Here is a 25257-nt window from a genome sequence, read left to right as displayed (position 1 = left end):
CCACCTCAACTGAAGTGGAGAACTGTCATGACCATCCTCGTTACTGGCGCCACCGGCACCGTCGGCCGCATCGTCATCGAACAACTCGTGAAGCGTGGCGCCGACGTGCGCGCGCTCGTCCGCGATCCAAGCAAGGCCAGCTTCCCGGCGAGCGTGAACGTCGTGCAAGGCGACTTGCTCGATGTGGATTCGCTGCGCAACGCATTCGCCGGCGTTTCCACCTTGTTCCTGCTCAACGCCGTCGTCCCCGACGAATTCACGCAGGCGCTGATCGCACTCAACCTCGCCCGTGACGCTGGCGTCGATCGCGTCGTTTACCTGTCGGTGCTGCATAGCGATATCTACGTGAACGTCCCGCACTTCGCCGGCAAGTTCGGCGTCGAACGCATGATCGAGCAGATGGGCTTCAACGCCACGATCCTGCGCCCCGCGTACTTCATCAGCAACGACCTCACCATCAAAGACGTGGTGACCGGCTACGGCGTCTATCCAATGCCGATCGGCAGCAAGGGCCTCGCCATGGTCGACCCGCGCGACATCGGCGAGATTGCCGCGATCCAACTGCTGCGCCGCGACCAAGCCAAGGATCACCTTCCGCTCGAGCGCATCAACGTCGTCGGGCCTGACACACTGACCGGCAACGACATCGCCGCGATCTGGTCCGAAGCGCTGGGCCGTCCGATCGCGTATGGCGGCGGCGACACGGCGGCATTCGAGCAGAACCTGCGCAACGTCATGCCGAAGTGGATGGCGTATGACATGCGACTGATGGGTGAGCGCTTCCTCACCGATGGAATGATTCCGGAGTCGGGCGATGTGGAGCGTCTGATCGCGCTGCTCGGCCGCCCGTTGCACTCGTATCGCGAGTTCGCTTCCGGCATCGCCGTCGCGACGTAATCACGTCACCGCAATCGACGGTCTCGCCTCGAAAGAGGCGGGCCGTTCCAGGCGTGTACATGCGCTCAACATCGGCGAGGTGCAGGTATTCGACGCCGATGGACATGCCGTACACTGACTGGTACGACAAACTTCATCAGGAAAGTTTCATGCCCACGACGCTCCTTAGCCCGTTTGCCGTTTCGTCCTGGTTTGCCGCTGCGGTCATCACCTGTGCAGTGGCGGTCGCACCACACGGTGCTTTCGCGCAAGACGTTAAAGACACGCAGTACGACACTATCGACGCCGCGTTGAAAGCCGCCAAGGCCGCGCACGAACCTGTACTCGTCGATTTCTCCGCGATCTGGTGCCACAGCTGCTGGTGGATGAAGACCAACGTGATGAATGGGGCGCAATGGGATGCTCTCGGTAAACATCTGGTCTACGTCGAGAGCGATGCCGATTCGGCCGACGGCGAGGCCTGGATGAAGAAGCTCAAGGTCACCGGTTTGCCGACTTATGTGATGCTCGATGCCGACGGTAAGGAAATCGGTCGCATCGTCGGCGAGGCGAAGCGCGACGAGTTCTATCCAAAAATCGACCGCCTGATAGGCGGTGCCGACACGTTGGAAAAGCTCAAGAGCCAAGCGGCGAAGGGTTCGCCTACGGATGTTGCGCAAGCACTCGACGTCTATGCGGCACGCGAGGACTACAACGATGCGTTTGCCTGGTATGCCAGCCTGCCCGCAGCGTCACGCCAGCAGGCAACGCAGAACGCGAAGGTTGCGCTCGATCTGGAAGCGATGCACATGAAGCAGGACAAGCACGACCTGTCCTCGGCCAAAACAACGGCAGCCAAGGCTGCGTTTGCCCGGAGTTGTGTCGAGCATGGCCAGCAAGCGCTCGCGTCCAAACCTGACTATGACGACCGCATCGATATCATCGACACGCTGAGTGACTGCAGTGCGGATTTTCCACAGGCGCAGCGCAAAGCGCTGCTGGCGGCGCCGATCGCTGCGGCGGTCGCTCAGCTCGATGCGCAGAAGCTTTCGATTCGCCCGTTGCCTCCCGGATCGCGCGATTCGGTATTGATCTTGGGCGTAACGAGCAAGGCGATCGGCGACGAAGCCGGCTCCAAAACGATTTTCGATCGCGGTATCGCCGCGTATCGCAGCCAGATGGATGACGGCAAAGGCGGTCTCGATCTGAAGAAAGATCGCAGTGCGAGCGACGATCTCTATGCGCTGTATCGCTTCTCCGATCACAAAGAGCAGAAGTTGGCGCTGCTCAAAGAACTCGCGACCGCTTATAGCGACGATTGCAACTACTCATTGATTTACGGCAAAGCCCTATTGACCGACGGCAAAGCAGCTGAAGCGTTGCCGTATCTGGAAAGAGCGGCTGGCATGGCAAGCGGGCGCTACGTTTTACGCGTCGCCAATGCTCGGGCACAGGCGCTGATTGCACTGCAGCGTCGGCCTGAGGCGGAGCGAGTCGTCGCGGAAGCACTGGAGAAAGCCGGGTCTTGGTTTCCGAAAGACAAGGAAGATCTGAGAAACGTGTTGAACGCTGAAGCGAAGAAGGTTTCTTGATCGGTTAGCGCATCACTGTGTTTGCGCGGGCTGCGTTGCGTTACACAGCACAGGATTCGCGAGTGGCTGCTTAAGGGCAGGAAGTTTCTGCAGGTCTGCTTCTGGCCGGTTGCGGCCGTTGGCTAAGTCGGGCAGGTGACCGTCGCCGTGCAACAAAGCTGCCTTTGCTTCGGGCGACGTGCCGCGAAATTGTGTGGAGTGGCGCCGAAACGCGCTAAACCACGCGCTACGCTGTCGCCGCATTCAGCACGCGACTAAACACCTGAAAGCCTACTCCGGAAAGCCCTAAGCCAACCCCAAGAGCGATGAACAGAATAATGGCGGTGATCCCGCGCAGAGTTGTCGAATGCACTTTTTTGAGAGTCGCTAAGTCATAGCCGACGAGCGCCAACATCAGCAGGAGCAGCCCTCCCAGTGCGAACGGCGGTCCTCCTGCCAATCCGTAGCCGAATATCGGCCAGAAGGCGAAGCGGGCAAATGCGGGACCCACTATGGCGATTGAAGCAAGCAACATCAGCCGGCGATGCTTTTGCGCTTCGCGTCGCTTGAAGAGCGCGGTTGCAAACAACGCGACGAAAACCGCCAAGCTCATGTAGTTGCTCCAAATAAATGCGTTTTCCGGTTCCTGTGGAGAACGTATTTCCAATGCCAGGCGAGTGTTGATCCAGGTAGCCGATATCACCACACCTAATGCCGCAATTCCGGCGAGCCATGCAACTTTTCGATGCAAGGAACCCCTCCCCGAATAAGCGAGATACGATTGCACGACGGTAGCCACGAACCAGCAAGTCAGAAACAACCCGTGAATTCGCAGCGGAACATCCAGTGGCCGAACGAGAAACCAATCTCGAAGGTAATAAGAGCGCCCGAAGCCAATCAGCACGATAGCCAATATGGCGCTGTGGAAAATCAGGAAGCCTCTGCTCTCATTCATGCTCGGAACTATTGATGGGAGTTCGTTCACAGGTTCTTATGCGTATAACGACGGAAGCGCCAAACTGCGGCCATCACACCTAGGCTGAGAAGCAATAGCGCCTGCAGACTTAGAGCTGGCGCCGCGGTCGTTGAGCTGACGGGTGGAGCGGTATTGATCACCACATCGATGCTGGTCGTGCTGCTGCGATATACGGCATCGCCCGAATACGTCGCGGTGATGGCGTGTGTGCCCGCAGCGAGGTTGGATGTAACAAATGTGGCGACGTTGCCGTTCAGCGCCACGTTGCCGGCAAGCGTGGTCGCGCCTTCACTGAAACTCACCACGCCGGTCGGCGCAGCTGGCGTCATTTGAGCTTTGGACTCGGCTGTGGCCGCGAATCCTGTGCTCTCGGGTGCCTGACCGACACTGACCGTGGCGGAGAAATTGACCGATTGTCCAACCACAGCGGGATTGGGTGATGCGTTCAACGTCGTTGTGGTGCCGATCAGTTGTGCCGCGGAGGCGGTGCCGATCACGGACAGCCCTTGCCCTGAGCCGCCTGTGCCGCGAATGCCTCTTTGCAGCGGGTTTGTGCTGCCCGAGTTATTGAACGTGTAGATGCGAAATTGAACCGTACCGCTTTGCACGCCGAGCGCACTGACGTCCGCGGTGATCAGCTGGCCGCCAAAAAATATTCCCGAAAACGTGCCCGAGCTCAAAGTGGCCGCATAGCTATCCACGCTCGAGCGTATTTCCCAGTTTCCGCTTCCGTCGTAATTGTTGTACAAGGAGAAGGCGATCGACGAATAAGTGACGTTGTTGCCGGTCGTGGAGAAGGCGAGGTAGTCGGTAGCATCGAATGCCCCGCCGCTCCAGTTGTCGAATTCGTAGGCGTTGGCGAACAGCCCCGGATTCGTCAGGCCGGGTCCGCCGGTCAAGTTTCCTGCAGAAACGAGATTGGGTGACACGCTCGTCGGTGGCAGGGGCACACTGCTGTCGATTGTTCCCGACGGATTCCAGAACGCGAGAACGTCGGCCGAGGCGGGCGCTGAAATAGCGGCCATGAGCGCGAAAACGAAGCCGCTGCAGAGTACGTGCAGGTTTCGGGTACGAGATTTGAAAACGTAGGTCATTGAGGTCTCCGCATGGTGGCAAATCAACGCCACATCGTTTGTTGCGCTCAGAACACGATCAGGGAATACGACTCATCCTCTGACGCATCGTTACTTACGTAGTACGTGTTAATTTGGACCGATGTGCTCGACATAGGGATAACGGTGATGGTGCTCCGATAGGTGTAGTGGACCGTCGCGGACAAGAATCGGTTGTCCACGGGAAAACCGAAATCGATCTGCGTCTGTCCGGAGCTCAGTCGCGAATACGCAAATCCGCAGGGCGGAACCGACGCTACGCTCGCAGCAAGCTGCGAGTTGAAACAACGCACGACGCCGCCGCCTCCGGGTACGACGAATGCCATCGCCTTGACCCAGCCACCTTGATTCGGATTCTGTTGCACCGGCCCATCGGTGACGAAGGCATAGTTCGAATCGCTGTGACCGAAGACGCCGAATCCGCTCGTGCTGATTCCGCTTGCACCTGTGCCGGACGTGCTGACGCCGGCCACGCCCGAGCCGGCTTTGCCGACGCCGAGCACGCCCGATGAGTTGCCTTGGTCGGCGAAGCCGGCGACGCCGACCGCCGATGTGCTGCTCGTATAGCCGTGCACGCCGTCGAACGCGGCGCTCTCGCCGAGCACGCCCGCGCCGCCTTTCGGACCGGTACTCTTGCCGTAGACGCCGGCGAAGCTGACGCTGACGCCCTGGACGGCATCCGCATTCGTGCTCTCGGCATGCACGGCGGCCACATTGATGCCATGAGCGTATACGGCATAGTTGTTCGCGCTGGAAGCATAAACGCCGTAGCCGTTGGTGCTATAGCCCTCTACGCCTCTGCCGTTCGTGCTCATGCCGCGTACACCGACGACGTTCGCTCCATTGCCGAGCACGCCCACGCCGTCCTTGCTCGAACCAAACACACCGTCGGATACGGACGAGTCGCCCCATACGCCCGCTCCGGAGTCCGCGTTCATGCCGGAGCCCGCGCCGCCGAGGCCGTAGATGCCCACGCCAGTGGATGCCTCGGTGTTGCTCACCGAAAACGCCGCATGCGATGTCACCGTGGCGCCCGCATACGGCAAAGCGAAGCTGCCGCTGCCGATCGGACCCTGCGGACCGGTTGCACCGGCAGGCCCCGTGGCGCCGGTCGCTCCGGCCGGGCCTTGCGGACCGACGCTGCCGACCACACCGGGTGCGCACGGGCCGAGTTGCCCAGTCGCGCTCACGCAGGCCGGCAGGTTGCGCGGTGCACCGTTCACGAGCACCGGAATGATGACTTCGCCGTCTTCGTTGACGCGCAGGCGAATCTGAGAACCGCTGGCGTCGGTCACGACGAGGCCGCTGCCGCTGTTGGGTTGAACGACGACATCGGCGGCGGTCGCGGACGCGGCGCCGAGAGTGAGCGAGACAAACGCCGATGCGGTTGCCTGGAACATGCGAGTACGGCGAATGGTCACGAAAATTTCCTGTTGCGTCGAAATAGATTGCGCGCCGCGGCGAGCAGCATGATGGCCACCAGCATCCAGCGGCCAGCTCCAAGCGCTGGCGCAGGCACGAGCTTGGTGTCGCCGGACACGTTGAGAAACCAGTTGACGAGATTGCCGCTATCGACCGAGTTGAACTGCGTGGGAAATCCGGGGGCGATGTGCGCGATGCTGGCGTGATTGTCGCGCGCATTCACGTAGGCGATGGTTTGCGCCGCGCCTTCGGCGAGAGCAAGCACGCCGCGTTGGCCGGCAACGGTGCTGCGGACATCGAGCAGATGCCCTGGGGTGCCTTGCAAAATCAATGAGTGGGCGACGCTTTGCGCCGCGGCCACAGGAAAGAGAATTTGCTTTCCGGAAGTGCTAGCGACGACGAAATCGTAGAAACCGGTTGCGCTGGACATCTGGCTCGTGCCGTTGCCGCAGGCATCGACGATCGCGACTCGGCTGCTGCCGGCAACGAAGCTGCCTGTGTTAGTGAAATTACCGCCGAGGGAAATCCGGCTCGCACCCGCAGCGAAACTGCCGCCGACCAGGTCGAGATTCGCGATCGACGCAACATTGGCCGCGCTTGCACCGACCGAGCCGGCGACAGTCAAATCCGAGCAGCCCAGGTCGATGCTGTTGTCGGCGAAATTCACCGAAGAGCCCGCGCCGACGATGATCGCCGCGGCGGCGTTGCGTATCGTCAAGATCAGCGACGCGCAGCTCAGCAAGCCCAATGCTCTCGGCACGCTCGTCGATCTAGCGCGGACAAAGTTCGTGATTGGCATGCGGACTACTCGGAGAAAACGTTTCTTCCGCGCCTAAGCCATCTATTGGCTACTCGAGCGCGAGCGTGGATGAAAACTAACGAAGAAACGCGGGAGTCACCATGACATGATCATGCCGGTGCGGCATGTGTGCACAGAGGTTTCTCTTTCCGCGAGCCGCGCTGATGGCAGCGCTATACCAACCCGTGCCGCAGTGCGTAGCTCACCGCTTCGGCGACGTTGTGCACCTGCAGGGTGGAATAGATCTGGCGGATATGATTGCGCACCGTGTCGGTGGCGATGCCGTGGCGTTCGCCGATTTCGCGGTACGACAGGCCGTCGACCAGACCGCGCAGCACGTCGAGTTGACGTGCGCTCAAGCCGAGATCGCGTGGCAAACCTGCGTTGCCGAACGCGCCCTTGTGGCTTTCGCGCACGAGACGCATGAGAGTGCCGGCGAGAGCCGTGCTCAACGGCGATCGCCCTTGGCGTATCTGTTCCAGCTTGGCGATCATTTCGTCGCTGGTGACGCCTTTGAGCAAATAGCCGTCGGCACCCGCACAGATGGCGGCGAGCACGTTGGCCGGATCCTCGAATACCGACAGTACGACCACGCGCAGTTGCGGGAAGAGGGCTTTCAGCTGGCGCGTGAGTTCGGTGCCGCTGATCTCGGGCAGACCTAGATCGGTGATGACCAGATCCCAGGGCATCGGCATGCCGAGTTCACGGATCTTTCGCGCCGCGGCAAGCAACGGAGCTGCGCTCGCGTAGCTAGCCACTACCGTAAAACCAGGGAGATTGCTCAGCAGCAGAGCAAGGCTGCGACGGAAACGGGGATCGTCTTCGACCGTAGCGAGGCGCAGCGCGACAATGTCGTTCATTCGCACACGCTGCACGGCTTTGCGGATGCTGGCAATGACATGTTCATGCGTGCCGCGACGCGTCAGGCCAAGTCAGCTGGATGTCTGTACCGGCGCCGGGAGCACTCACGATATCGAGCCGTGCGCCGATCGCCTTGGCGCGGCGCTGCATGCTTTCGACGCCGTTGCCCGGCGTGTCCTGACGAGGATCGAATCCGATGCCGTCGTCGCGAACGCCCAGGCTAAACCCTTTGCCGGCGTTCACCCGCAGGCTGACCTCGACCGATCGTGCCCCAGCATGACGTGACGCGTTGTGCAGCGCCTCGAGCGCGAACAACAAAACATGCCGGCGCACCTCCACGGGCAACGAAAGTTGCTGCCCCGGCCCGGACAGTTGCAGGGACAGACGCGGCTCTTCGTCGGGAAACAACCGGCGAGCATGGTCGGCAATCTGCTCGCCCAGTTCGGCCAGCCCGCCCTTGTCGCTGCGCAACGACCACACCAGGGAGCGCAGGCCATTGCTGAGCAGGCCTGCGACGTTGCCGATCTCGCGCACGATGCGGGTTTGCTCGTCGGCACCGGCGGCGGTTCGCGCCGCGGCGCCGGCGAGCATGCCGATGCTGCCGAGGCCGGCGCCGATCTCGTCGTGCAGGTCGAGCGCGATGCGCGTGCGTTCCGACTCCACGCGCAGCAGCGCGGCAACACGCAGTCGGTAGATCAGCACAAGCAGCGAGAGCGCGGCGAGGCCGAACAGGATTTGCGCCCACCAGGTCCGATACCAAGGCGGCAGCACGCTGAATTCGACGGTTGCGGGAGGATCGGACCAGTGTTCGCCGTCGAGGCTGGCGCTCATCTCGACGCGATAGGCGCCAGGTTCCAGCGCAGCGAACTGCAGCCGTGGATCGCGCATCGGCAGCGACCAATCGCCTTCGCCGGCGATGCGCGAGCGGTAGCGCAGGAGATTGCGGTCGCGATAGCTCAAGCTTGCAAATTCAAGTTCCAAGCGGCGATCGCTGGGCTTGAGTTGTAGCGGAGCATTGGGATTGCGGAGGTCGGCATCGACCTGGCTGCGTACTAACACGGTCCTGGGCGTGACCAGAGGCTGGTTGCGCACCGCCTTCGGCACGCGCCAGACGCCGTGGAAACCGGACGTCCACAGATCGCCCTCCGCAGTTTCCAGTGTGTAATTGCTACTGTTGTCGGGCAAGCCGTGCCATGCGCTGGGGCGTTCCGTGATTCTCCAGCCATCCTCGCAGTCGGCACAAGGCTGCACGCGCGCCGGCAACCCGTGGCTCAACCAGACTTCGCCGTTTTGCGCAGGCGCTGTGCTGCTGACCTCGCCGCCGCCGATGCTGCGATTGCCCGGCAGAAGGCGAAGTTTGTTATTCGCGTCCAAGGCATACACGCCGCCCAATGCGACGAGCCAGATATGCTGCGCGTCGACGCGTTGTACGGATTGGATGGTGCGCAACTCGTCGCCTGCGACGCAGTCTTCTGCCGTCGCGTGGTTGTCGGGCAAAACGCGCAATCGGCATACGCGTCCATCGACCAATGCCAACGGACGATCGTCGCGATCGTCGAACCAAAGAACGGTCGCATACTGCGCATCGACAGTGTGGATCGGAGTAGGACGGGATGCACCCGGTGCGAGACGGAGCAGGTCTCTCACGGTATAGATCCACAGCGCGCCGCTGGCGTCTACGCGGCAGGCGTTCACAAATTCCGTTCCGGCAGGCATGTCGGCGACCGACTGGAAGGCGCCTGCCTTGAACGTGCTGCCGTGCCAGGCATATACCTTGGATTCCGAAACGGCCCGTACATAATTTGGCGGCTGTATGCAGAGATCGGCATCGAGCTGTTCTCTCGCGACGGCGCCGGTGCCGGTTTCGATGCGAAGTATGCTTCTCAGATCGCCCTGGACCCAGGTCGTGTCGCCGGCTTGCCAGAATCGTTTCAGATTGCTGTTGGGAAACCAGTTCCACGTGTCCGGTTCGGGAAATTGAATCAGACCCACCGACGTGCCTAGCCAGAGGCTGCCTTCGCGATCGACCAAAATCGGACCGCCGGTCGGAAGTATGGTTGCGTTGACATTCAAATTGCGGGTGCGTCCGTTTGCCTCGAGCGCGATCAGCCCCTGCGCGACGATCCACAACGTCGAACCGCGCTGCGCCATGTCGCGTACGTATTGGTATCTGCCGAGGTCGACGATCTTGCGCGCGCCTTGTGCATCGACCCGCCATATATCTACGTCGGTGCCGGTGCGCTTGCTCAACCACAGCACGTCGTCGTCACCGGCGACTCTGTCGAACACACCGCCACGAAGTACGAGTTCCGCAGCGGCGGTGTCTCGCAGGCGCCAGATCGCCTCATCGGTCACAGCGATCATGGACTGCCCCGCTGCGCGCAAGCCCCGGAAATTTTCCGTTGCTGGTATGCCTTGCCCCGCGCGCTGCCACTGCATTGCGCGATCGCGCCGCCACAGTTCCTTGCCGAGTACAGTCCAGAGATCGCCGCGGGCGTCGAATGCCAGCGCGATCGAATTCTCGATCGGCTTGCCCTCAGGGCCCAACAAAGGTTCCACCGCATCGCGTGTACGCCGCCACAAACGCGAAGAGCGGCCGCTCCGCGTCCGGATCAGCAGTTCGTCGTCTGCGCCGCGAACGAGACCGAGCGGGGCGATCGGATCTTTGATCTGATCCGCGCCCCAGGGAACAAAGTTGCGTCCGTCAAAGCGAATCAGGCCGCGTTGCGTGCCGATCCAGATGAAACCGGCCTCATCCTGTGCAAGGGCTTTGATTTCGCCGGAGCTGAACCCGGCATTTTCATCGTAGGTACGAAAGTAGCTTTCCTGCCCCCGCAATGTCGTGAATGGTGCAATAAGTAGAAGAAGCAGGAGGTAGCGGCAGAAATTGGCCATGAGCGGAATACTTGATCTGTCCGTTGCCATCGGTGCGCGATACGCGCAGGCTGCACTTTTCGTAAAAGCGAATCTACCCGGAGTAAGGTGCGCGGCCCCATCTTCTGGAGAAAATGCGGCACTCGATCGCTTGACGGGCTCTTCGCTTGAAGGAGAGGCAAAAGCAACAAACACGCCGGCAATCGATCCTATCGTCGTCCCGGATGTGGACGCAATCTCCCTTCAATACTGGAGAAAGGCTCGAATCTCGATCTGCAATCGGCGGACGTTTCAGCAACTGTCTCGTATCTCGACTCACCCAGAAGCAGAGCCTTTGGGGAGCCGTAGGTAAAGTCTTGCACGATTAGCGAGGCTTATCGCGGGTAGGGAAGGGCTGGCATCGACCCGAAGACGCCATTGGCGAGTGGCTGCTATCGAGCAGCGTCTTCTAACGAAATAGTTCAAGCCGACTCCAGTTCGCCTGCACGACCCAACCCAAGTGGTCGTTCCGGTTTGCGGCGTGCGTGCGTCGTCCAGCGTGATCATGCGCCAAGAGTACGACCGGCCAGCTCACGGTCTGAGACTGCGCAGAAAGCTTGGAGTGTGATGCAGTTCACGTATAATCATGCAGATTGAAAATATCGCGGTTCGAGGCAACGATCGCATGATCCGCTCATCGCCATTAACTACGTAGACGGACGGGGGGTCTGTGCGATGCCCTATTCGGATTGATCTTAGCGAGAGCAAGCGCCTCGCTTCGCCCGCCGGCACGGGCGGCAGATTGAATCTGATTGGAGGTGCTCGTTGGTAGTCATGGTGACTCTGACGCTCACCTTGTTGGGCGTCGCATTCCTGATTATCTGGCGATGGTGGAACGTCCGACCGGCGCTTTTTTGGGGATGGGGATACTTGTGCTGGGCAGCGTGCGATTTGTTGCTGCTCCCTGACTTTCGTTCCGCCTCATTGAGGCCGGAAATATTGCCGCAAGCGCTTTTCCTCACGTCGATTTTCCTGCAGATGCACGGATTGCAGGATCGCATCGGCGAAGCCAAGTTCGCGCTTCGCACGCGCCTCGCGCTTTATATCAGTGTCACCTCGGTTACCGCCTGGCTTGTCCTTTTTCCTCACTTGAAATGGGTCGAACTCCTGATCAGGCTCATGATGCGCCTTGCGCTTACCGGAATCGCCCTGGCCACAATGCGGCGACACCTGAAGCAAAAGGTCGACAAACTGTTGTTCGGCGTTGTTGTGGCGATGACGCTATCGATAATCGCGGTAGCGATACCCCTGATCCATGCGGCACGATTGTCAGGAGGCGGTCCGATCTCGACGGACATCGTGATGATGGCGCGAGATGTCGGCAACGTCGTGAGCATCGCTTTTTCATTGGCCATATTTCTTGCGGTGCTTCTCGACGTCGCCCAGCACCATCGAAACGAAGCGTTGCTCGATTCGCTCACAGGACTGCCCAATCGACGTCAGTTCGAAGTGTTCCGGAAGACCGAGTGGCGGCGCGCGGCGCACGAGCGTCAATCGATCTCGCTTCTGCTGATCGACGTTGATCTGTTCAAAGCATACAACGATACCTATGGACATGCGGCCGGCGACCAATGCCTCATCGCTATCGCCGGGGTCATTCGTGCAACTGTTCAGCAACGTGGCAATTTATGTGTTCGCCTAGGCGGGGAAGAATTTGCCGTCCTGATTCCCGGTGCTGATGTATCCGATGCTTTCGTTGTCGCCGAGAAAATTTGCCTAGGGGTCCGCACAATGTCGCTTCCACATGAGAACAATCCTCACGGAGTTGTTACGGTCAGCATTGGGGTTGCAGCCGTCGTGCCTATCAACAATGACGAAAGGACATTGTTTGAAGCCGCAGACACCGCCTTGTACAGCGCGAAGAGCCATGGACGCAATCGTGTTGAAGAGGCGATCTGGAGCGTTTGATCAATGCATCGTTGTAAACAGCTCACGGACTAGCTGCACCGTGGGCCGCACGGATGCGTGGGGAGTCCCCTAACCGCTGAGCAGTCTTCCTGCACCCCCGGCGGCTAATAGCTCAGTCAAGTCGATATCGCTCTACTGTCGGATGCAAGAGAGGCCGATAGCCGGCACACATTGCACGCAAAGTCGACGGTGGTGTAAGCAGACCGTCGGCATGCGAGAGGTGCGGCGCGAAATCATAACCACCTTCGCTCCAGCGATAGGCGCGCCCTTTGACGATTACGAAGGCTGCGTCGTCGTGCACAACGGCCGCGCCGTCAGGGAGATCGGCAAGCGGCACGGTGAGTGAATGGATGCGCTTGAGGCGATGGTTGAGCCGCTCGCTGTGCAAAATCGCATCCATTGCCGGTGCGGATGGCGGCACATTCAACCCGTGTGCTTTGGCCCATGCGGCACGAAACGCCTCGGCCGATGCGCGGCGACATGCGAAACAGGGACGATGGCCTGCGGAGAGCGCCACGGCCTCGTCAAGAAAGAACAACTCCGTCCAACTGCGCTGCGCCATGACATCGCGCCAATGTCCCTTGTAACTGAGGGCGCAAGTGATCCATGCCTTGCTTGACCAACGACGGTTCAACAACGTCTTGCTCGCGACATCATGGATGATGCCGCGGTTACCAGTGAACAAGCCGCGTTGGTTGATGGCAACGATATCGCCGAACGGCGTGACGCGATTTTGCAGAGGCATATTTAGGGCGCTAGGCTTGGTGAGCGACGGCGGAGGACATCTGCAGGAAGCCTGCGCGCGCTGGCCCTTTACCGGGCTAGGGCCGCACTTTCGTTGATCGCGGCGAATAATTCGTGAACGAAGAATACCGGCTCATGCCGCTTGCTTCGGAAACTCGACTCTGACGAGCAAGCCGTTGCCGCTCGATGCCGTCAGCAGACGGACGACAGCACGATGCCGCAAAGCGATGTTTCGAACGATCGCGAGACCCAGGCCGCTTCCGGTTTGCTGCGTCCCTTGACGGCGGAAGAACCTGTCGAAAACGCGCTCGCGCTCGACCTCCGGAATGCCGGGGCCCGTATCGGAGATTTCGATGCGAGCTTGCCGATCGCCGCCGTCGACGCGCACTTCTACACGCCCGAAAGACGGAGTGTAGCGAATGGCATTCTCGATGAGGTTCTGCAACATGACGCGCAGCGCTTCGAGATCACCCACGATCCCGACGGGCTCTTCGGCGCGCACCTGCAGATCGATCGTTTTTTCGCGTCCGAGAAGAGAGCATTCATTGACAACGAGAGTCACAACGCCAGCCAGATCGAGAGGGAGCATCCGATATTGAATGCCGTCGGGTTCATGTTTTGCCAAGGTCAGAAGCTGCTCCACAAGGTGCGCGGCGCGGTTGACACCATTGGCAAGATCATCGAAAGCAGAAATCCGTTCGTCGGAAGATTGCGCACGCTGAGCCAACTGCATTTGTAAACGCACGGCGGCAAGAGGGGTGCGCAACTGATGCGCAGCGTCGGCAACGAAATTACGCTGCACGGTAATCGCGCGGGAAAGCCGTTCAAGCAAATCGTTGAGGGCCAAAACGAGTGGCAAGATCTCTGCCTTCAAGCCCTCCGTTGGCAGCGGTTGAAGCGCTGTCGCCGACCGCTCTTTGAGAGATCTCATCACCCGCGTCAGTGGGCGTAGTCCTCTGTTGACTACGATCCAGACCAGCGCGCTGACCAATGGAAACAGAAGTAGAAGCGGAACGATCGCGCGCAGCGCGATACGCACTGCAAGTTGGTTACGGGCTCTGAGCTGCAGTCCAACTTGTATATATCGTCCACGCATGAGCGCGCAATAGATACGCCAAGGCCCTGATGCTGTCGCTACGGTTTTATAGCCATTTTGCCGATCCAGTTGCAGACCGAGTGCGGGAACCGAGGAGTAGGTTTGAGTCCCATCGGGATCCCAAGTCTGGATGATGAACTGGTCATCGTCGTCGATATCGAAATCGGTGCGTTTCGAGGCGTCGTTCCTGACTGCTTCGAGCGGATTGCTCGAAATCGACTCTGCCACCAGTCGCAACTGGTAGTCGTTGAGTTCGCCCACCTCGTTTTCGACGAGTGAGTACACCGCTGCGGCCGCGGCAAGACAACACAACAACAGACCTCCGTTGAGCCAGCAGAGCAGCGCTCCTCGAATGGAGGTCATGTCTGGGCCTGCAGCACGTAGCCGACGCCACGTACGTTGCGGATGAAGCCGACGCCAAGCTTTCGACGCAAGGAATGAATATGCACTTCAATCGTATTGCTCTGAACTTCCTCGCCCCAGCCGTAGAGCTTTTCTTCTAACCGTTGTCTTGAAAGCACGACGCCCGGGCGTTCAAGCAACGCCTCGAGCACGGCAAATTCCCGATGGGAAAGAAGCAGCGGCCGGCCCGCCCAGGTTGCCTCATGCGTTGCAGGAATCAGAACCAGTTCGCCATAGCGCAAGGATGCGTCCGAAATGCCCATCGAGCGGCGGTGCAGGGCGCGCAAACGCGCCACCAATTCGTTCAAGTCGAATGGTTTGGGCAGATAGTCGTCTGCACCACTATTTAGTCCTTTGATTCGGTCCGTAACGGAGTCCCGTGCCGTGAGTATCAAAGCCGGCGTTGCGACGTTGCGTTCGCGTGATTGCCTGAGGAGGTCTATGCCATCGCAATCGGGCAGGCCCAAATCGAGCAACCAAAGATCGTAGTCGCCATCGACGAGCGCTCGCAGCGACAAACGACCGTCGCGCACCCAGTCGACGGCCATCGATTCTTGGCGCAGACCCTTGCGCAAACCTGATCCGATCATTTCGTCGTCTTCGGTCAAGAGCAGCTTCATGGCGTCACCCGGTCCAATGCCCACGTAACAACGCTATCATGCCACCGAATATCGGCCAGCCCATGAACTTTGGCCTCTTATCGTTACGATCCCGGACCGCTTCCCGCGATTCGCTCGCGGGGTTGCGTTGTCGAACTCAAAATTGCAGTTCGACCGAGGCGTAGGTCAACCGTCCGAGCGGTGAATACGTCGACACATCGGCATTGTTGTCGACGAAGGCACGCGGGGCGAGCGGCGGCATGCGGTTTGCGATGTTGTTGACGCCGACCGCGACTTTGACGTCCTTGATTTGTTTGTCGTTGGCGGGATGGATGTCATAGCCGACACGAACGTCCCACGACATATAGCCACTTACGTGGATTTCAGGTGTCGAAGTGCCGTTCACGCCGGTATCGCTCGCCGCGGAGGCGTACGTGTTGCCGAGCGTCAGATCCCAATTTCCGTCGGTCCAGTTGAGTGTCGAGTAGAAGCGATACTTCGGCAAGGTGCCGCCGAATCCGCCGCTCGCGCCGGCGTTGTTGGTGTGGCCCGCATACTCGATGTACGCACCACCGGGCAACGGCTGGAAATTGAATTTGTTGAATATGGCACCTGCTGTGGACAAGCGGAACGTGCCGAAGCGTTCGGTCGGTATCAGGTAGTCTCCCGAGATCGTGAACGAGTGCTCGGTCAACGAAGCGAGATTGCGGAACTGATCGATTAGGTACAGCCGATTCGCTTGGTTCGGGTCGCCTTTGCCAGTCGCCGAACTGGTGAGAAACGCGAGTAGATCGCCGGGGTGAGTGAACGGTTGCGCGGCGCCTGATTGGCCGGGGAATGCGTCGACGGCGAGATTGGCGAAATATGGCGAGGCCGAGCCCAGCGAGTTAATGCTCGTCAGGATGGTGTTGAAGCCGATGCCGCCCGCGAATCCCTTCAACGTGATGTTGGAATAGTCGACCGCAAGCGATAGTCCAGGCACCGCGTCGGGCCGCAGAGTGAAGCCAACCAGCTTCGAGGTCGATTTCGCCGGCTTGAGGTTCGGGTTGTTGCCGTCCTCGCCGTTGAACGGCATCGCGGTGTAGTTGTTGCCGAATACGCCCTGGATTACGCCGGCTCCAACCTGACGCGTGTCAGTGGGACCGTACTCCGCGTACAGCGACGGAGCGCTGAAGGATTTCGAGTAATTGGCACGCGCAATGAACTGTTTGTCGAACGGTTCCCAACGTATGCCGACCTTCGGCACGAAGGAAGAACCCGCATCGCTATACTTTTCCTCGCGACCGGCGAGCGTGAGATCGAGTGCCTGCGCTCCAGGGAAATTCCATTCCTTGCCGGTGATCGGCACGCGCAATTCGACAAAGGCACCGTAGATGTCGCGGCTCTTCGAGAACGGATCGGCGTAGGTGCCTCCGAGCCATTGCTGGTCGTTTCCTGTCGTGCTTCCGGTAGCCGGATCGGTCACGCGACCGTTCGCATCGGCATGACCGGACAGACTTTCACGGCGCCCGCTGACACCTGTCGCGATCTCCACCTCATCAGCTGGCAGATGAAACAGCTTGCCATTGGCACTAACGTCGAACGAGGCCAGCTGGCTGCTTGCACCGATCAATTCGTTTCCGATGAGATTGGAGAGCGAAGCCGGATCTACACCGGCAGCTAGAGCGAACGGATCAAGCGCGGGCTGCAGCACGAGCGGGCCATTCAAGGAATAGCCGCCGTAAACCTTGCTGTAGGCACCGCCCGCGACCGGATTGCCGTTCGCGTCGTAGCCGCCGGCGATAGCCTTGGCGAGGTTCGGTTTGTAGATCAGATTCGCTTGCGTCTGATCGAGATCGCTGCGGCTGTAGACCGCTGCCGCCTCCCACGACCAATCGTCGGTGAAATGGCCGCGCAGTCCGGCGGTCGCGCGGTAGGCGGTCACGTCGTTGTAGAAGTTGTGCGTATCGGGAAGATAACTGAAGGCGACGCCGCTGAATACCGTCTTCAACGGATTGTAGGGTGCCCCTGCGGGTACCGCGATTCCGGTTGCCGCGACCGGTGCCCAGCGCGTGAAGCTGCGTCCATGCGATGCTTCCACGTCGCCGAATGCCTCGAGTTTGTCTTCGATTAGTGTCTTTGAAAGATTCGCTACAAACGCCACGTTGTTTTGACGCAATAGCAAGGTTTGATACGGAGAAATATCGAAGCCAGCGGCGATTGCGGCCGGTGTGGTCTTCAGATACGTGCCGTTGTTGACCAGATCCGTTATCGAATTCGCCGTCGCGTTCGCGCCGACAGGATTGTTCTGGCGTGGCGAATACAAGCTTGGGTTGAGAAGATAGCTCGCGCCGCCGACCGCGCCGGGAATCGACGAGGTCTTGCCGTAAAGCGGACTCGTGAACGAACGCGTGTTCTGATAGAGCGGGTCGGAAAGATTGGCGCTCAATGTCGCCACGATTTTCACGCCTGCGAGGGTGCCGCCGCCGGTGATCCATGCCGAGCGCTCACTGTAATTGCCATCCGCATCACCCCAGCGTGAACCGGCGGTTACGCCTTCGTAGTCGGACTTGAGAATGAAGTTGACCACGCCGCCGATCGCGTCGGAGCCGTACAGAGAAGACGCGCCATCGGCGAGAACTTCTATTCGGTCGACTGCCTGCGCCGGAATCTGGCCAATGTCGACGAAGTTCTTGCCATTGAGGCCCCCGATGCCGCTGTTGGCAGCACGGCGCCCGTTGATGAGGACCAGGGTTGGCAGATTGCGCAACTGCACCTGCGAGCCACCGGCGGTGTTCTGGTTGTTGTTGTTGGCGTTGCTGTTGCCCGAATTGCTGCGGCCGGCAAATGCGGGAACGAGCTTGCGCAGCAACTCGAGCGCATTGGTGCTGACGCCGGACTGCGCGATTTTTTCCGCATCAATCGTCACCACGGGCACAACGACTTCATCGGGGGCGGAACGGATCGCGCTGCCGGTGACACTGACCTCGCCCAATTTTTGCGTCTCGTTTTTCTCTGCGCCCTGCTTCTCCTGCGCATAGGCATCGGCAACCAGCGCCGCGCTGACGCTCAGCGCCAAAGTCGACATCATTCCCAACGAAATCAATTTACGGCTGCGCATAACTCCCTCCCGAGGGCAATTTCGGGACTCTTCGGTCCCGGCTATGGTTGTTGTGGACGTACGTTGTTTTGCGCGTGGCTCCTGTTGAAGCTGTCCCGCACGGCAGCCGCTCGCAGCGACCATCGCCGGCTTGCCTTCTATTTCACGTTGTATACCAGCACCGCAGCGGTCGCCTTGGTGTCGCCCGGCGAAGCCGCGACGAACATCTTGTGCAACTCGGGCACGAGAATGCCCGTCTTAGCCCCGGGCGCCGTCGTAATGGTCTGCAGCGCTTCGATGTGATCGGCATCCTTTTCTAAGAACACGCCGATGTGGCCATCGCCGCCAAGCGCATAAACGTGCTTGGCCGTCTTGTCGAAGATCACCTGGTCACAGCGCTCTGGTGCCTTGAATTCGGCGACCGAGGCACCCGTGTCGGCATTGAGGACGATCAGCGTGCCGGGATTGCGCGTGATGACGAACAGACGGTGTGTACTCTCGTCGAACGCGAGCGGCGCGTTGTCACCTTTGGTCTCGACATGCCAAGTCGTGATGACCTTGCGCGTGTTCTTGTCGACCACGGCTATCTCCTTCTTGCCCGTGACGTTGACAAAAATTTTGTCGCCGCGCTCCTCGATCGCCATCGCCTCGATCTTGTCGGTGTCGAACTTGATCTCTCCGTAGTTCTTGCCGGTGTAGGGATCGATCTCGGCCAGCCAGGTGCTGGTTTGCTTCATGTCACGCCCGCCCGCGACAACGTACAGACGCTTGCGCGTCGCGTCGTAGGCCATCGAATCGGCGCCCTTGGTGTGCTTGAACGAGCCGACAATCTTGTAGCTCGTGCCATCGATGACTTTGGTCTCGCCGTCGGAGCCGGTCTGGGTCACGACTAGCTTGTTCACGTCGGGCAGGTACCGCAGGCCGTGCGGAGTTTCCAGGCCTTCGATCGTCTTCAGATGCTGGAGCGATTTCAGGTCGAAGACTTCAAGCGTGTTGTGGTCTTCGGCGGCAAGGAACAGGCGATTGCCCTTGAGATCGACTTCGAAATGGTCGAAGTCGCCTTCGTAACCGGGCAGTTCCACCTTGCCGGCCGCCTCGAGCACTGGCGCTTGATTCGCTTCGGTCGCGGTCACGTCCCGCGCGGCAGTCGCATGCGACGCCAGGGAGGCAACAAGAATCGCGATCAAGGTGCGAATGAAGTGTTTGCGTGTCGTCATGTTCGTTTCCTTGGATGCACGCCGCAATCGCAGCGCGACGTGGTCAATGCACAGGCTGAAGTAGTGCATCGGCGCGCGCGATCTGTGCAGCCATCGCCGCGCGGATCTTTTCTGCACGCAAGTGCATCACCTGTTGGTCGTCGCCCTTCTTGTAGGGAAAGACCACGCCGACCGCGCCGATCACCTTGCCGCCGGTGTCGTGCAGCACACCCAGAGACTCGAACCGGTCGCCCGATTCGTTGAGCTCCAGCTTCGGCTTGCCGCTCTTGATCACGCCCATGTCGTCCTCGTCTGCGGGCTTTCCTATGCGGCCGATGTTCGAGGCGACGATCGGATACTCCGCCTTGATCGGCGCTGCGGCGTGCATCGCGATGATGAGGACATCCTTGTTCGCATCCAGCGCCTCGTCGACGAGCTTCCGCGCCAATGTGCTCATCGGCACGGCCGGATCGATCGGATTTTTTTCCATCAAGTTCGCCACGTGCGAGATACGCCGCGACAGGCGATCACGTATCTCCGTCGCCTCCTTGCCGCGCGCCGCCCTGTCGTCACCCGCTTTGTACTTGAATGCGATGCCGATGCTGCCAACGGTCCGATGCGATACGTCGAACAGCGGCAGGTTGACTTCGTAACGGTCGCCTGCACTATTGACGCCGGCATTTGGTTTTCCGGTTTTGATCACGTCAAGGTCTTCTGGATCAGCCTTGTCGCCGAGACGCCCGTTGTAGGCGGCGATCACGATGTTGTCCGCAGCTTTCGGTGGCGTCACGTGAACTTCGATGCCGGCGACTTCAGGATGCGTTGCCACAACCTGGTCGATCAATTCCTGTGCATAGATCTTCTTTGGCGCGTCGACGGCTTGAGCGCAGAAACAAGCTATGCATGCTGCAAACGCAAACGCGATGCGGCGCATCTCTTCCCTCCCGATGTCGGTTCAAGCCGACCTTATATGTGTGGACGTGCTGGTCGCGCCGTATTCCGCGATGACGAAAAATCCATAGCGGCGATGCGAGTGGCCGCAAGCTAGCACGGGAAACTGAAGGCATTCTTAAAGCAGTCGATGCCCCGGTCCGATTCCGCCTGCATCGTTGCAAGGTCGGGATTCGAGCAGGCGTTGGCAAGTTGAATGACGAAGAGGCTGCTTCGGGTCACTAGCGGGCGCTATGAGCGACTAGACCATTGCTTAGTCTTCTCCCGTTCCTTCCCGTTCGTTCCTTGACTGTGCTAGAGGGTCTTTACTTTTCCTCAATTGAGGATATTATATATCCTTAAGGATGCACGACATCCGTAATTTGGGGAGATTGTGATGAAAATCGTCATCATTGGCGGAACTGGCTTGATCGGTTCCAAGACTGCTGAGCGCTTAGGTAAGAAGGGGCATGAGGTAGTTGCCGCTGCTCCGAATACCGGCGTCAACACCATCACGGGCGAGGGCTTGGCGGAAGCGCTCGAGAATACTGAAGTAGTAATCGACCTTGCGAACTCGCCGTCCTTTGAAGACAAGGCCGTGCTCGAATTTTTCCAGACATCGGGCAGAAATCTGATGGCTGCGGAAAAGAAGGCCGGCGTGAAGCATCACGTCGCGCTTTCCATCGTCGGCACAGATCGGCTGCCGGACAGCGGCTATCTTCGAGCCAAAGTCGCACAGGAAAAAATCATTCGGGAATCTGGCATCCCCTACACGATCGTACGTTCCACGCAGTTCTTGGAATTCCTCGGCGGTATCGCCCAAGCGGGCACGGTTGGCGAAACCACTCACCTGTCGACGGGATACCTGCAGCCGATCGCCTCCGATGACGTCGCCGATTTTGTGGCGGACGCGGCTCTTGGCGCACCGACCAATGGCCTCATCGAAATCTCCGGTCCGGAACGCGCGCGTCTCTGCGATTTCGTCGCGCGCTACCTCAAAGCAATTGGAGATCCCCGCACCGTCGTCGCAGATCCGAATGCCCAGTACTTCGGGACCAAGTTGGAGGACGATTCGCTCGTCTCCAACAACCATCCCCGCGTGGGCCGCATCGACTTCGATCGCTGGTTCGCGACGACGCCCAGAAAATAACCACGTGCGCGTGGGTCGTCTGATGGCGGCCCGGCGCCTCAGTCATTAAAGGACGGTAGATATGAACAAGTCATTCGCTTTTGCCATCGCCCTGATGGCTCTCCTATCGAGCTCAGCGCTTGCGCAAGACACGCCCGGTGGCGGCAAGGGTGCAAAGGTTACGCTGGTCTATAACCATGAACTGCCGAATGTGCCGGGCAAGAGCATGAAGGGCGTTCTCGTCGAGTACGCTCCGGGTGGCTTCTCCGAGGGCCACACACATCCCGCGTCCGCATTCATCTACGCGACCGTCCTCGAAGGCGCGATCCGCAGTCAGGTCAATGATGGTCCTGTCAAAATCTATAAGGCCGATGAAAGCTTTTCGGAATTGCCGGGCGATCGCCACGGCGTCAGCGAAAACGCCAGCAAGACTGAGTCGGCGAAGTTGCTCGCTGTATTCGTGGTCGATACCGCACAGAAGGAACTGACTTTTCCGATCGGAAATAGCGGAATGACGAACTGAACAACGATCGGTTGATCGTCGGCTTTAGCTCGGCTTCCTCTCATTGGTATGCGCTCAACCTGCTCGGTTGAGAACCCATTCGAACGTGTCCTTCCATAGCGCTCGAGGCGTTTCCCGCGACAGCCTCTTTACAAGATCCGATAACGCGACGTCGCGCAGCTTTTGCCGCCAAACTTCATCGGCCTCCCACATGATGCGAGCGATGGCGCATGGGCTGCTGTCGCAATGACCCTTCGGGCGGCAGGGATTGTTGGCGCGGATATTGGCGCAAACGAAGGTCCGCGATGTGCCCTCCACGGCCTCTACGATATCCAGAAAGGTCAGTTCTTCTGGCTGCTTTGCGAGCCGGTATCCGCCGGATGGACCGAGGGTCGAATGCACAAGTCCCGCCTGAGACAAGCTCTGCAGGGCCTTGGACAGATATTCCTTCGGAAGCCCGTGCAATTCCGCGAGGGCCTTTGTCGACAGATAGCGCCCCTCTGGGAGGCCGGCGAGGATGGCGCAGCAATGCAGTGCCCACTCGACTTGGCTCTTTAAGACCATGGATCTGTTTCGAGAGTGGAGAGATCAGGAAAAATTACGGATATATGATATCTATATTTGTCGTAGTAAACACGGCGCTGGGGGATTCATCGTAGGAGCCCTCTTCCTCTGCCGTGATCGAATGTCGCTTGCACGATCGCTATTGGGCTCGCCGACCTCCCCGACAACGCACGCAAGGATTTTGTGCAGCTGGCCGAAATAGCTCCGCATGCATTCGAGACCGACATGGAGTTGTTGCAAGCACTGCCGCTGCGCCGTGGCTATAGCGTACGCATCCCGTTTTACGAACCCGGGCCCGGCCAGCCTGAGCCGAAGTTTTTCCTACCGCGTGGTCGAGAGCGACAAAATCAATACTCCAGACAACGGCAGCATTGACCGCTGGATCGTCGATACCTCGTCGGACAATCCAGGCTACGGCGCTACGCGATTCTGGCTATCAAAGAAGGCGCAAGTGGTAGTTCGCGAGGAGACACGGCTCCCCGATGGGTCGCTATTCGTAAAGATGCTGATGACGTCGGATTCTGACGTCGGCTGATTCTTTCGATTGCTGCGTCAGCTCTTTCGCGCCGGCTGTTTTGGCCCTCCAACAAGACGCCTCAGAACTTCCTGGTCTGTATCTCGAATCCAGATAGCAATGCGTGGCGCGAATGCAGAAAACGCCACCACGCGGCTGGTGGTAACCGACTAGATACAAGCCCATTGCCCATGCTCGATGCGGACCATTCCATCATTGAATAGATTGCTATCTATCGAAGATGGTGATCCGCACCTGCTTAACCGCGACGATCGTTAGTGGCCACGCTCGTCGCGGCGGTCACGGTCGTCACGACGATCGCGATCGTGACCATAATTACTATGGCCTCGCGAGTGGCGGACGCGACCGTTGCCCCAATATCCACTGCCGTAATAAACAACGGGTGGGGCGGAGTAGTACGGATCCGGCTGATAAACAACCGGGGGGCATATGTTCCGTAGCCGTATGGATTGACGGAAATACTGACAGCTACCCGAGCACTTGCGGCCGAAGCTGCGGTAAGCGCTAGAGCGCCAAGAACAAGTGAAAGAATTCGTCGTTTCATGACAGTTCCTTGGAATACAGTCGTGCGGCGAAAGTCACCACGACGCCTGATGAAGCTTTATTTCATTGCCCGAGGTTCGCCCTTGCTCTGATGATGCCCGGCTTGAGCGAACACCTCGTCGGCTACCTTTTTCTGCTGATCCGTCATCGAGGTATACAACGGAGAAAAAACCGCGGAAAGCTTTTTGATACCGTCCGCGTGGGCTTGGACTACATTGCCGTAGGCATTTAAGTCTTCAACGGCGGTCGTGTCTGCGTTTTCGCGTTTGTCGATTGCCGCGTCGAGCTGGCCAGCGTTATCTCGCATCGTTTGTGCCACTGCACTCCAAAGCGATTCCTCGCTTGGCGTGATGGCAAGTTTCGCGTGCAAATCGGCGATGCGTTGCTGAACATCCCTATCGTGTCCTGCGTCCGGCCTCGTCGCGCCGGTCGGAGAATCGGTAGCGCGAGCGGCGCTGGTCGGCGATTGTGCGTATGCGCCAGCCGCAATAAACGCGGAAGCCAGTAGTACTGAAACAATTGCTTTCATGAGATTTCTCCAGAGTGTGCCGATTGCCGGGATTCATGCACTGGCATCGAGAAATGAGGCAATCGCGATTTCTCGAGTTTTCGGGTCGACCAAAAGCCGCGAGGGTTTGTGCCTTTTGACACTGAACCCCCACGATGGGTTGAGCCTTTCTGATGGGATAGCCAACGCGGTATCTGCACGGTCATTCGACCATACAGGTGCCGTTTCGATCTGTTCGATACCGCACATTGAAACAAGCGCGTTTGATCCTGCGCTGATTCCACTGTCGAGCCCACCGGGTGCGCCGGATCAGCAACGTCCTCGACTAGTTCTTGTTGCGCACCATCAGCAGAAGGCCGCCGATGACGATTGCCCCGACACCGGCCCATATCGGAATATTCACGATTTCCTTGTCCTTGACCGCAATCTCGATCGGACCGATCTTGGTCTCGTGCGTTTCCTTGGTGTAACTGAAACTGCCGTAGGCAAGGCCCAGAAGGCCGGCAATTATCAGGACTATCGCTGCCATTCTCATTGCGCTCATTTCAAGTGCTCCTGAGTGAAAACATTCGTTTCACGGCAAACCATTCGCATGCAATCTAACTGCATCAGTGATGGCTGCAGACTGAATCGGCAATCAAGCCTGCGAATTTCGGCTCTTACTTACACGAAACCACCAAGGTACGCTTCATCTGCGTGTTGCCACTGGAGTTGTTCCCTTCTGCGTCGCCGTTTCTCGCCACGATCGTGTAGCCGCGGACTCCGCATTGCGCATCTGCTTTATCAGTGCAATCTCCCCAGCCCTTGCCAGGTCCCGAGCAATCAAAGGTCGATGTCTTTGCGCCGCTGGGGGCTTTCACATCGCTCATGCAGCCCGAACTTGCGGCAGCAAAAACACCGAGCGTCAATAAAATGGACATATGCATGGATTTCTCCTTAGGTCTTGATTGTGGACTCGACACCGCACCGTGAACCACGATCGCGAACGCAAT

22 protein-coding genes are annotated in these 25257 nt (G+C 59.2%); 5 read left to right on the top strand and 17 right to left on the bottom strand.

Annotated features, from left to right (window positions below; translation table 11 throughout):
• Positions 1–27 precede the first annotated feature (27 nt).
• Positions 28–897 (top strand): SDR family oxidoreductase, encoded by an 870-nt coding sequence (locus F455_RS0103840; protein ID WP_018971948.1) that lies wholly within the window; start codon positions 28–30, stop codon positions 895–897.
• Positions 898–1046: 149 nt separating this feature from the next.
• Entirely contained in the window at positions 1047–2468 is a 1422-nt protein-coding gene (locus F455_RS0103835; RefSeq protein ID WP_169337288.1) for a thioredoxin family protein, read from the top strand.
• 226 nt (positions 2469–2694) lie between these two features.
• On the opposite strand, the gene F455_RS0103830 is transcribed toward F455_RS0103835, so the two are convergent.
• The 6 genes from F455_RS0103830 to F455_RS0103805 all read right to left on the bottom strand — a co-directional run bounded on the left by F455_RS0103830 (position 2695) and on the right by F455_RS0103805 (position 10686).
• Positions 2695–3402 carry a hypothetical protein gene (locus F455_RS0103830; protein WP_026293040.1) on the bottom strand — a complete coding sequence of 236 codons (708 nt, stop codon included), beginning with the start codon at positions 3400–3402 and terminating at the stop codon, positions 2695–2697.
• Positions 3403–3428: 26 nt separating this feature from the next.
• A complete protein-coding gene (locus tag F455_RS0103825; protein ID WP_018971945.1) occupies positions 3429–4517 on the bottom strand; it encodes an Ig-like domain-containing protein in 1089 nt (362 codons plus the stop codon).
• Positions 4518–4564: 47 nt separating this feature from the next.
• Positions 4565–5956: a collagen-like protein gene (locus F455_RS21815; RefSeq protein WP_157578409.1), complete on the bottom strand. Its 1392-nt coding sequence runs from the start codon at positions 5954–5956 to the stop codon at positions 4565–4567.
• A complete protein-coding gene (locus tag F455_RS0103815; RefSeq protein ID WP_157578408.1) occupies positions 5953–6717 on the bottom strand; it encodes a hypothetical protein in 765 nt (254 codons plus the stop codon). Before F455_RS0103815 ends, F455_RS21815 begins: the two co-directional genes overlap by 4 nt.
• Before the next feature lie 212 nt (positions 6718–6929).
• Positions 6930–7616 carry a response regulator transcription factor gene (locus F455_RS0103810; RefSeq protein WP_018971942.1) on the bottom strand — a complete coding sequence of 229 codons (687 nt, stop codon included), beginning with the start codon at positions 7614–7616 and terminating at the stop codon, positions 6930–6932.
• Between the two features lie 43 nt (positions 7617–7659).
• The gene (locus F455_RS0103805) at positions 7660–10686 is read right to left on the bottom strand and encodes a sensor histidine kinase (protein ID WP_157578407.1); all 3027 of its coding nucleotides are present in this window, start codon (positions 10684–10686) and stop codon (positions 7660–7662) included.
• A gap of 621 nt (positions 10687–11307) precedes the next feature.
• Here F455_RS0103805 and F455_RS21810 point away from each other — a divergent pair.
• Positions 11308–12438: a GGDEF domain-containing protein gene (locus F455_RS21810; RefSeq protein ID WP_169337287.1), complete on the top strand. Its 1131-nt coding sequence runs from the start codon at positions 11308–11310 to the stop codon at positions 12436–12438.
• Positions 12439–12550: 112 nt separating this feature from the next.
• Here F455_RS21810 and F455_RS0103795 read toward each other — a convergent pair whose 3' ends face one another.
• The 6 genes from F455_RS0103795 to F455_RS0103765 all read right to left on the bottom strand — a co-directional run bounded on the left by F455_RS0103795 (position 12551) and on the right by F455_RS0103765 (position 20488).
• Positions 12551–13183, bottom strand: a complete 633-nt coding sequence (locus tag F455_RS0103795) for a hypothetical protein (protein ID WP_018971940.1) — start codon at positions 13181–13183, stop codon at positions 12551–12553.
• Positions 13184–13315: 132 nt separating this feature from the next.
• Positions 13316–14641, bottom strand: a complete 1326-nt coding sequence (locus tag F455_RS22365) for a sensor histidine kinase (protein WP_033408904.1) — start codon at positions 14639–14641, stop codon at positions 13316–13318.
• Positions 14638–15300, bottom strand: a complete 663-nt coding sequence (locus tag F455_RS0103780; protein ID WP_018971936.1) for a response regulator — start codon at positions 15298–15300, stop codon at positions 14638–14640. The genes F455_RS22365 and F455_RS0103780 overlap by 4 nt, the downstream gene beginning before the upstream one ends.
• Positions 15301–15436: 136 nt before the next feature.
• The gene (locus F455_RS0103775) at positions 15437–18379 is read right to left on the bottom strand and encodes a TonB-dependent receptor domain-containing protein (RefSeq protein ID WP_169337286.1); all 2943 of its coding nucleotides are present in this window, start codon (positions 18377–18379) and stop codon (positions 15437–15439) included.
• A 137-nt stretch (positions 18380–18516) separates the two neighbouring features.
• Positions 18517–19575, bottom strand: a complete 1059-nt coding sequence (locus F455_RS0103770) for a YncE family protein (protein WP_033409194.1) — start codon at positions 19573–19575, stop codon at positions 18517–18519.
• A gap of 43 nt (positions 19576–19618) precedes the next feature.
• Positions 19619–20488, bottom strand: a complete 870-nt coding sequence (locus F455_RS0103765) for a hypothetical protein (RefSeq protein ID WP_018971933.1) — start codon at positions 20486–20488, stop codon at positions 19619–19621.
• A gap of 393 nt (positions 20489–20881) precedes the next feature.
• Here F455_RS0103765 and F455_RS0103760 point away from each other — a divergent pair, with 393 nt between their 5' ends.
• Together F455_RS0103760 and F455_RS0103755 are read left to right on the top strand one after the other, a co-directional pair.
• The gene (locus tag F455_RS0103760; protein WP_018971932.1) at positions 20882–21634 is read left to right on the top strand and encodes an SDR family oxidoreductase; all 753 of its coding nucleotides are present in this window, start codon (positions 20882–20884) and stop codon (positions 21632–21634) included.
• 61 nt (positions 21635–21695) lie between these two features.
• Positions 21696–22136: a cupin domain-containing protein gene (locus F455_RS0103755; protein WP_018971931.1), complete on the top strand. Its 441-nt coding sequence runs from the start codon at positions 21696–21698 to the stop codon at positions 22134–22136.
• A gap of 54 nt (positions 22137–22190) precedes the next feature.
• On the opposite strand, the gene F455_RS0103750 is transcribed toward F455_RS0103755, so the two are convergent.
• The 5 genes from F455_RS0103750 to F455_RS22825 form a co-directional block, all read right to left on the bottom strand.
• Positions 22191–22679 (bottom strand): RrF2 family transcriptional regulator, encoded by a 489-nt coding sequence (locus F455_RS0103750; RefSeq protein ID WP_018971930.1) that lies wholly within the window; start codon positions 22677–22679, stop codon positions 22191–22193.
• A 773-nt stretch (positions 22680–23452) separates the two neighbouring features.
• Positions 23453–23758, bottom strand: coding sequence for a hypothetical protein (locus F455_RS22830; protein ID WP_157578406.1), 306 nt, complete (start codon positions 23756–23758; stop codon positions 23453–23455).
• A gap of 57 nt (positions 23759–23815) precedes the next feature.
• The gene (locus F455_RS19665; RefSeq protein WP_018971927.1) at positions 23816–24286 is read right to left on the bottom strand and encodes a Spy/CpxP family protein refolding chaperone; all 471 of its coding nucleotides are present in this window, start codon (positions 24284–24286) and stop codon (positions 23816–23818) included.
• A 304-nt stretch (positions 24287–24590) separates the two neighbouring features.
• Positions 24591–24809 carry a hypothetical protein gene (locus F455_RS0103730; protein ID WP_026293037.1) on the bottom strand — a complete coding sequence of 73 codons (219 nt, stop codon included), beginning with the start codon at positions 24807–24809 and terminating at the stop codon, positions 24591–24593.
• A 115-nt stretch (positions 24810–24924) separates the two neighbouring features.
• Positions 24925–25191 carry a hypothetical protein gene (locus tag F455_RS22825; protein WP_157578405.1) on the bottom strand — a complete coding sequence of 89 codons (267 nt, stop codon included), beginning with the start codon at positions 25189–25191 and terminating at the stop codon, positions 24925–24927.
• Positions 25192–25257 lie beyond the last annotated feature (66 nt).

The sequence above is a fragment of the Rudaea cellulosilytica DSM 22992 genome (genome assembly GCF_000378125.1).
GTDB lineage: Bacteria > Pseudomonadota > Gammaproteobacteria > Xanthomonadales > Rhodanobacteraceae > Rudaea > Rudaea cellulosilytica.
This window is presented reverse-complemented; position numbering and strand designations above follow the sequence as displayed.

Excerpts from the sequence above, each read along its gene's own strand:
- F455_RS0103775 (WP_169337286.1), bottom strand. The coding sequence starts at position 18,379 with ATGCGCAGCCGTAAATTGATTTCGTTGGGAATGATGTCGACTTTGGCG.
- F455_RS0103835 (WP_169337288.1), top strand. The coding sequence starts at position 1,047 with ATGCCCACGACGCTCCTTAGCCCGTTTGCCGTTTCGTCCTGGTTTGCC.
- F455_RS0103760 (WP_018971932.1), top strand. The coding sequence starts at position 20,882 with ATGAAAATCGTCATCATTGGCGGAACTGGCTTGATCGGTTCCAAGACT.
- F455_RS19665 (WP_018971927.1), bottom strand. The coding sequence starts at position 24,286 with ATGAAAGCAATTGTTTCAGTACTACTGGCTTCCGCGTTTATTGCGGCT.
- F455_RS0103765 (WP_018971933.1), bottom strand. The coding sequence starts at position 20,488 with ATGCGCCGCATCGCGTTTGCGTTTGCAGCATGCATAGCTTGTTTCTGC.
- F455_RS0103810 (WP_018971942.1), bottom strand. The coding sequence starts at position 7,616 with ATGAACGACATTGTCGCGCTGCGCCTCGCTACGGTCGAAGACGATCCC.
- F455_RS0103840 (WP_018971948.1), top strand. The coding sequence starts at position 28 with ATGACCATCCTCGTTACTGGCGCCACCGGCACCGTCGGCCGCATCGTC.
- F455_RS0103795 (WP_018971940.1), bottom strand. The coding sequence starts at position 13,183 with ATGCCTCTGCAAAATCGCGTCACGCCGTTCGGCGATATCGTTGCCATC.
- F455_RS0103830 (WP_026293040.1), bottom strand. The coding sequence starts at position 3,402 with ATGAATGAGAGCAGAGGCTTCCTGATTTTCCACAGCGCCATATTGGCT.
- F455_RS22365 (WP_033408904.1), bottom strand. The coding sequence starts at position 14,641 with ATGACCTCCATTCGAGGAGCGCTGCTCTGCTGGCTCAACGGAGGTCTG.
- F455_RS0103825 (WP_018971945.1), bottom strand. The coding sequence starts at position 4,517 with ATGACCTACGTTTTCAAATCTCGTACCCGAAACCTGCACGTACTCTGC.
- F455_RS0103730 (WP_026293037.1), bottom strand. The coding sequence starts at position 24,809 with ATGAGCGCAATGAGAATGGCAGCGATAGTCCTGATAATTGCCGGCCTT.
- F455_RS0103780 (WP_018971936.1), bottom strand. The coding sequence starts at position 15,300 with ATGAAGCTGCTCTTGACCGAAGACGACGAAATGATCGGATCAGGTTTG.
- F455_RS22825 (WP_157578405.1), bottom strand. The coding sequence starts at position 25,191 with ATGCATATGTCCATTTTATTGACGCTCGGTGTTTTTGCTGCCGCAAGT.
- F455_RS0103770 (WP_033409194.1), bottom strand. The coding sequence starts at position 19,575 with ATGACGACACGCAAACACTTCATTCGCACCTTGATCGCGATTCTTGTT.
- F455_RS0103755 (WP_018971931.1), top strand. The coding sequence starts at position 21,696 with ATGAACAAGTCATTCGCTTTTGCCATCGCCCTGATGGCTCTCCTATCG.
- F455_RS0103750 (WP_018971930.1), bottom strand. The coding sequence starts at position 22,679 with ATGGTCTTAAAGAGCCAAGTCGAGTGGGCACTGCATTGCTGCGCCATC.
- F455_RS22830 (WP_157578406.1), bottom strand. The coding sequence starts at position 23,758 with ATGAAACGACGAATTCTTTCACTTGTTCTTGGCGCTCTAGCGCTTACC.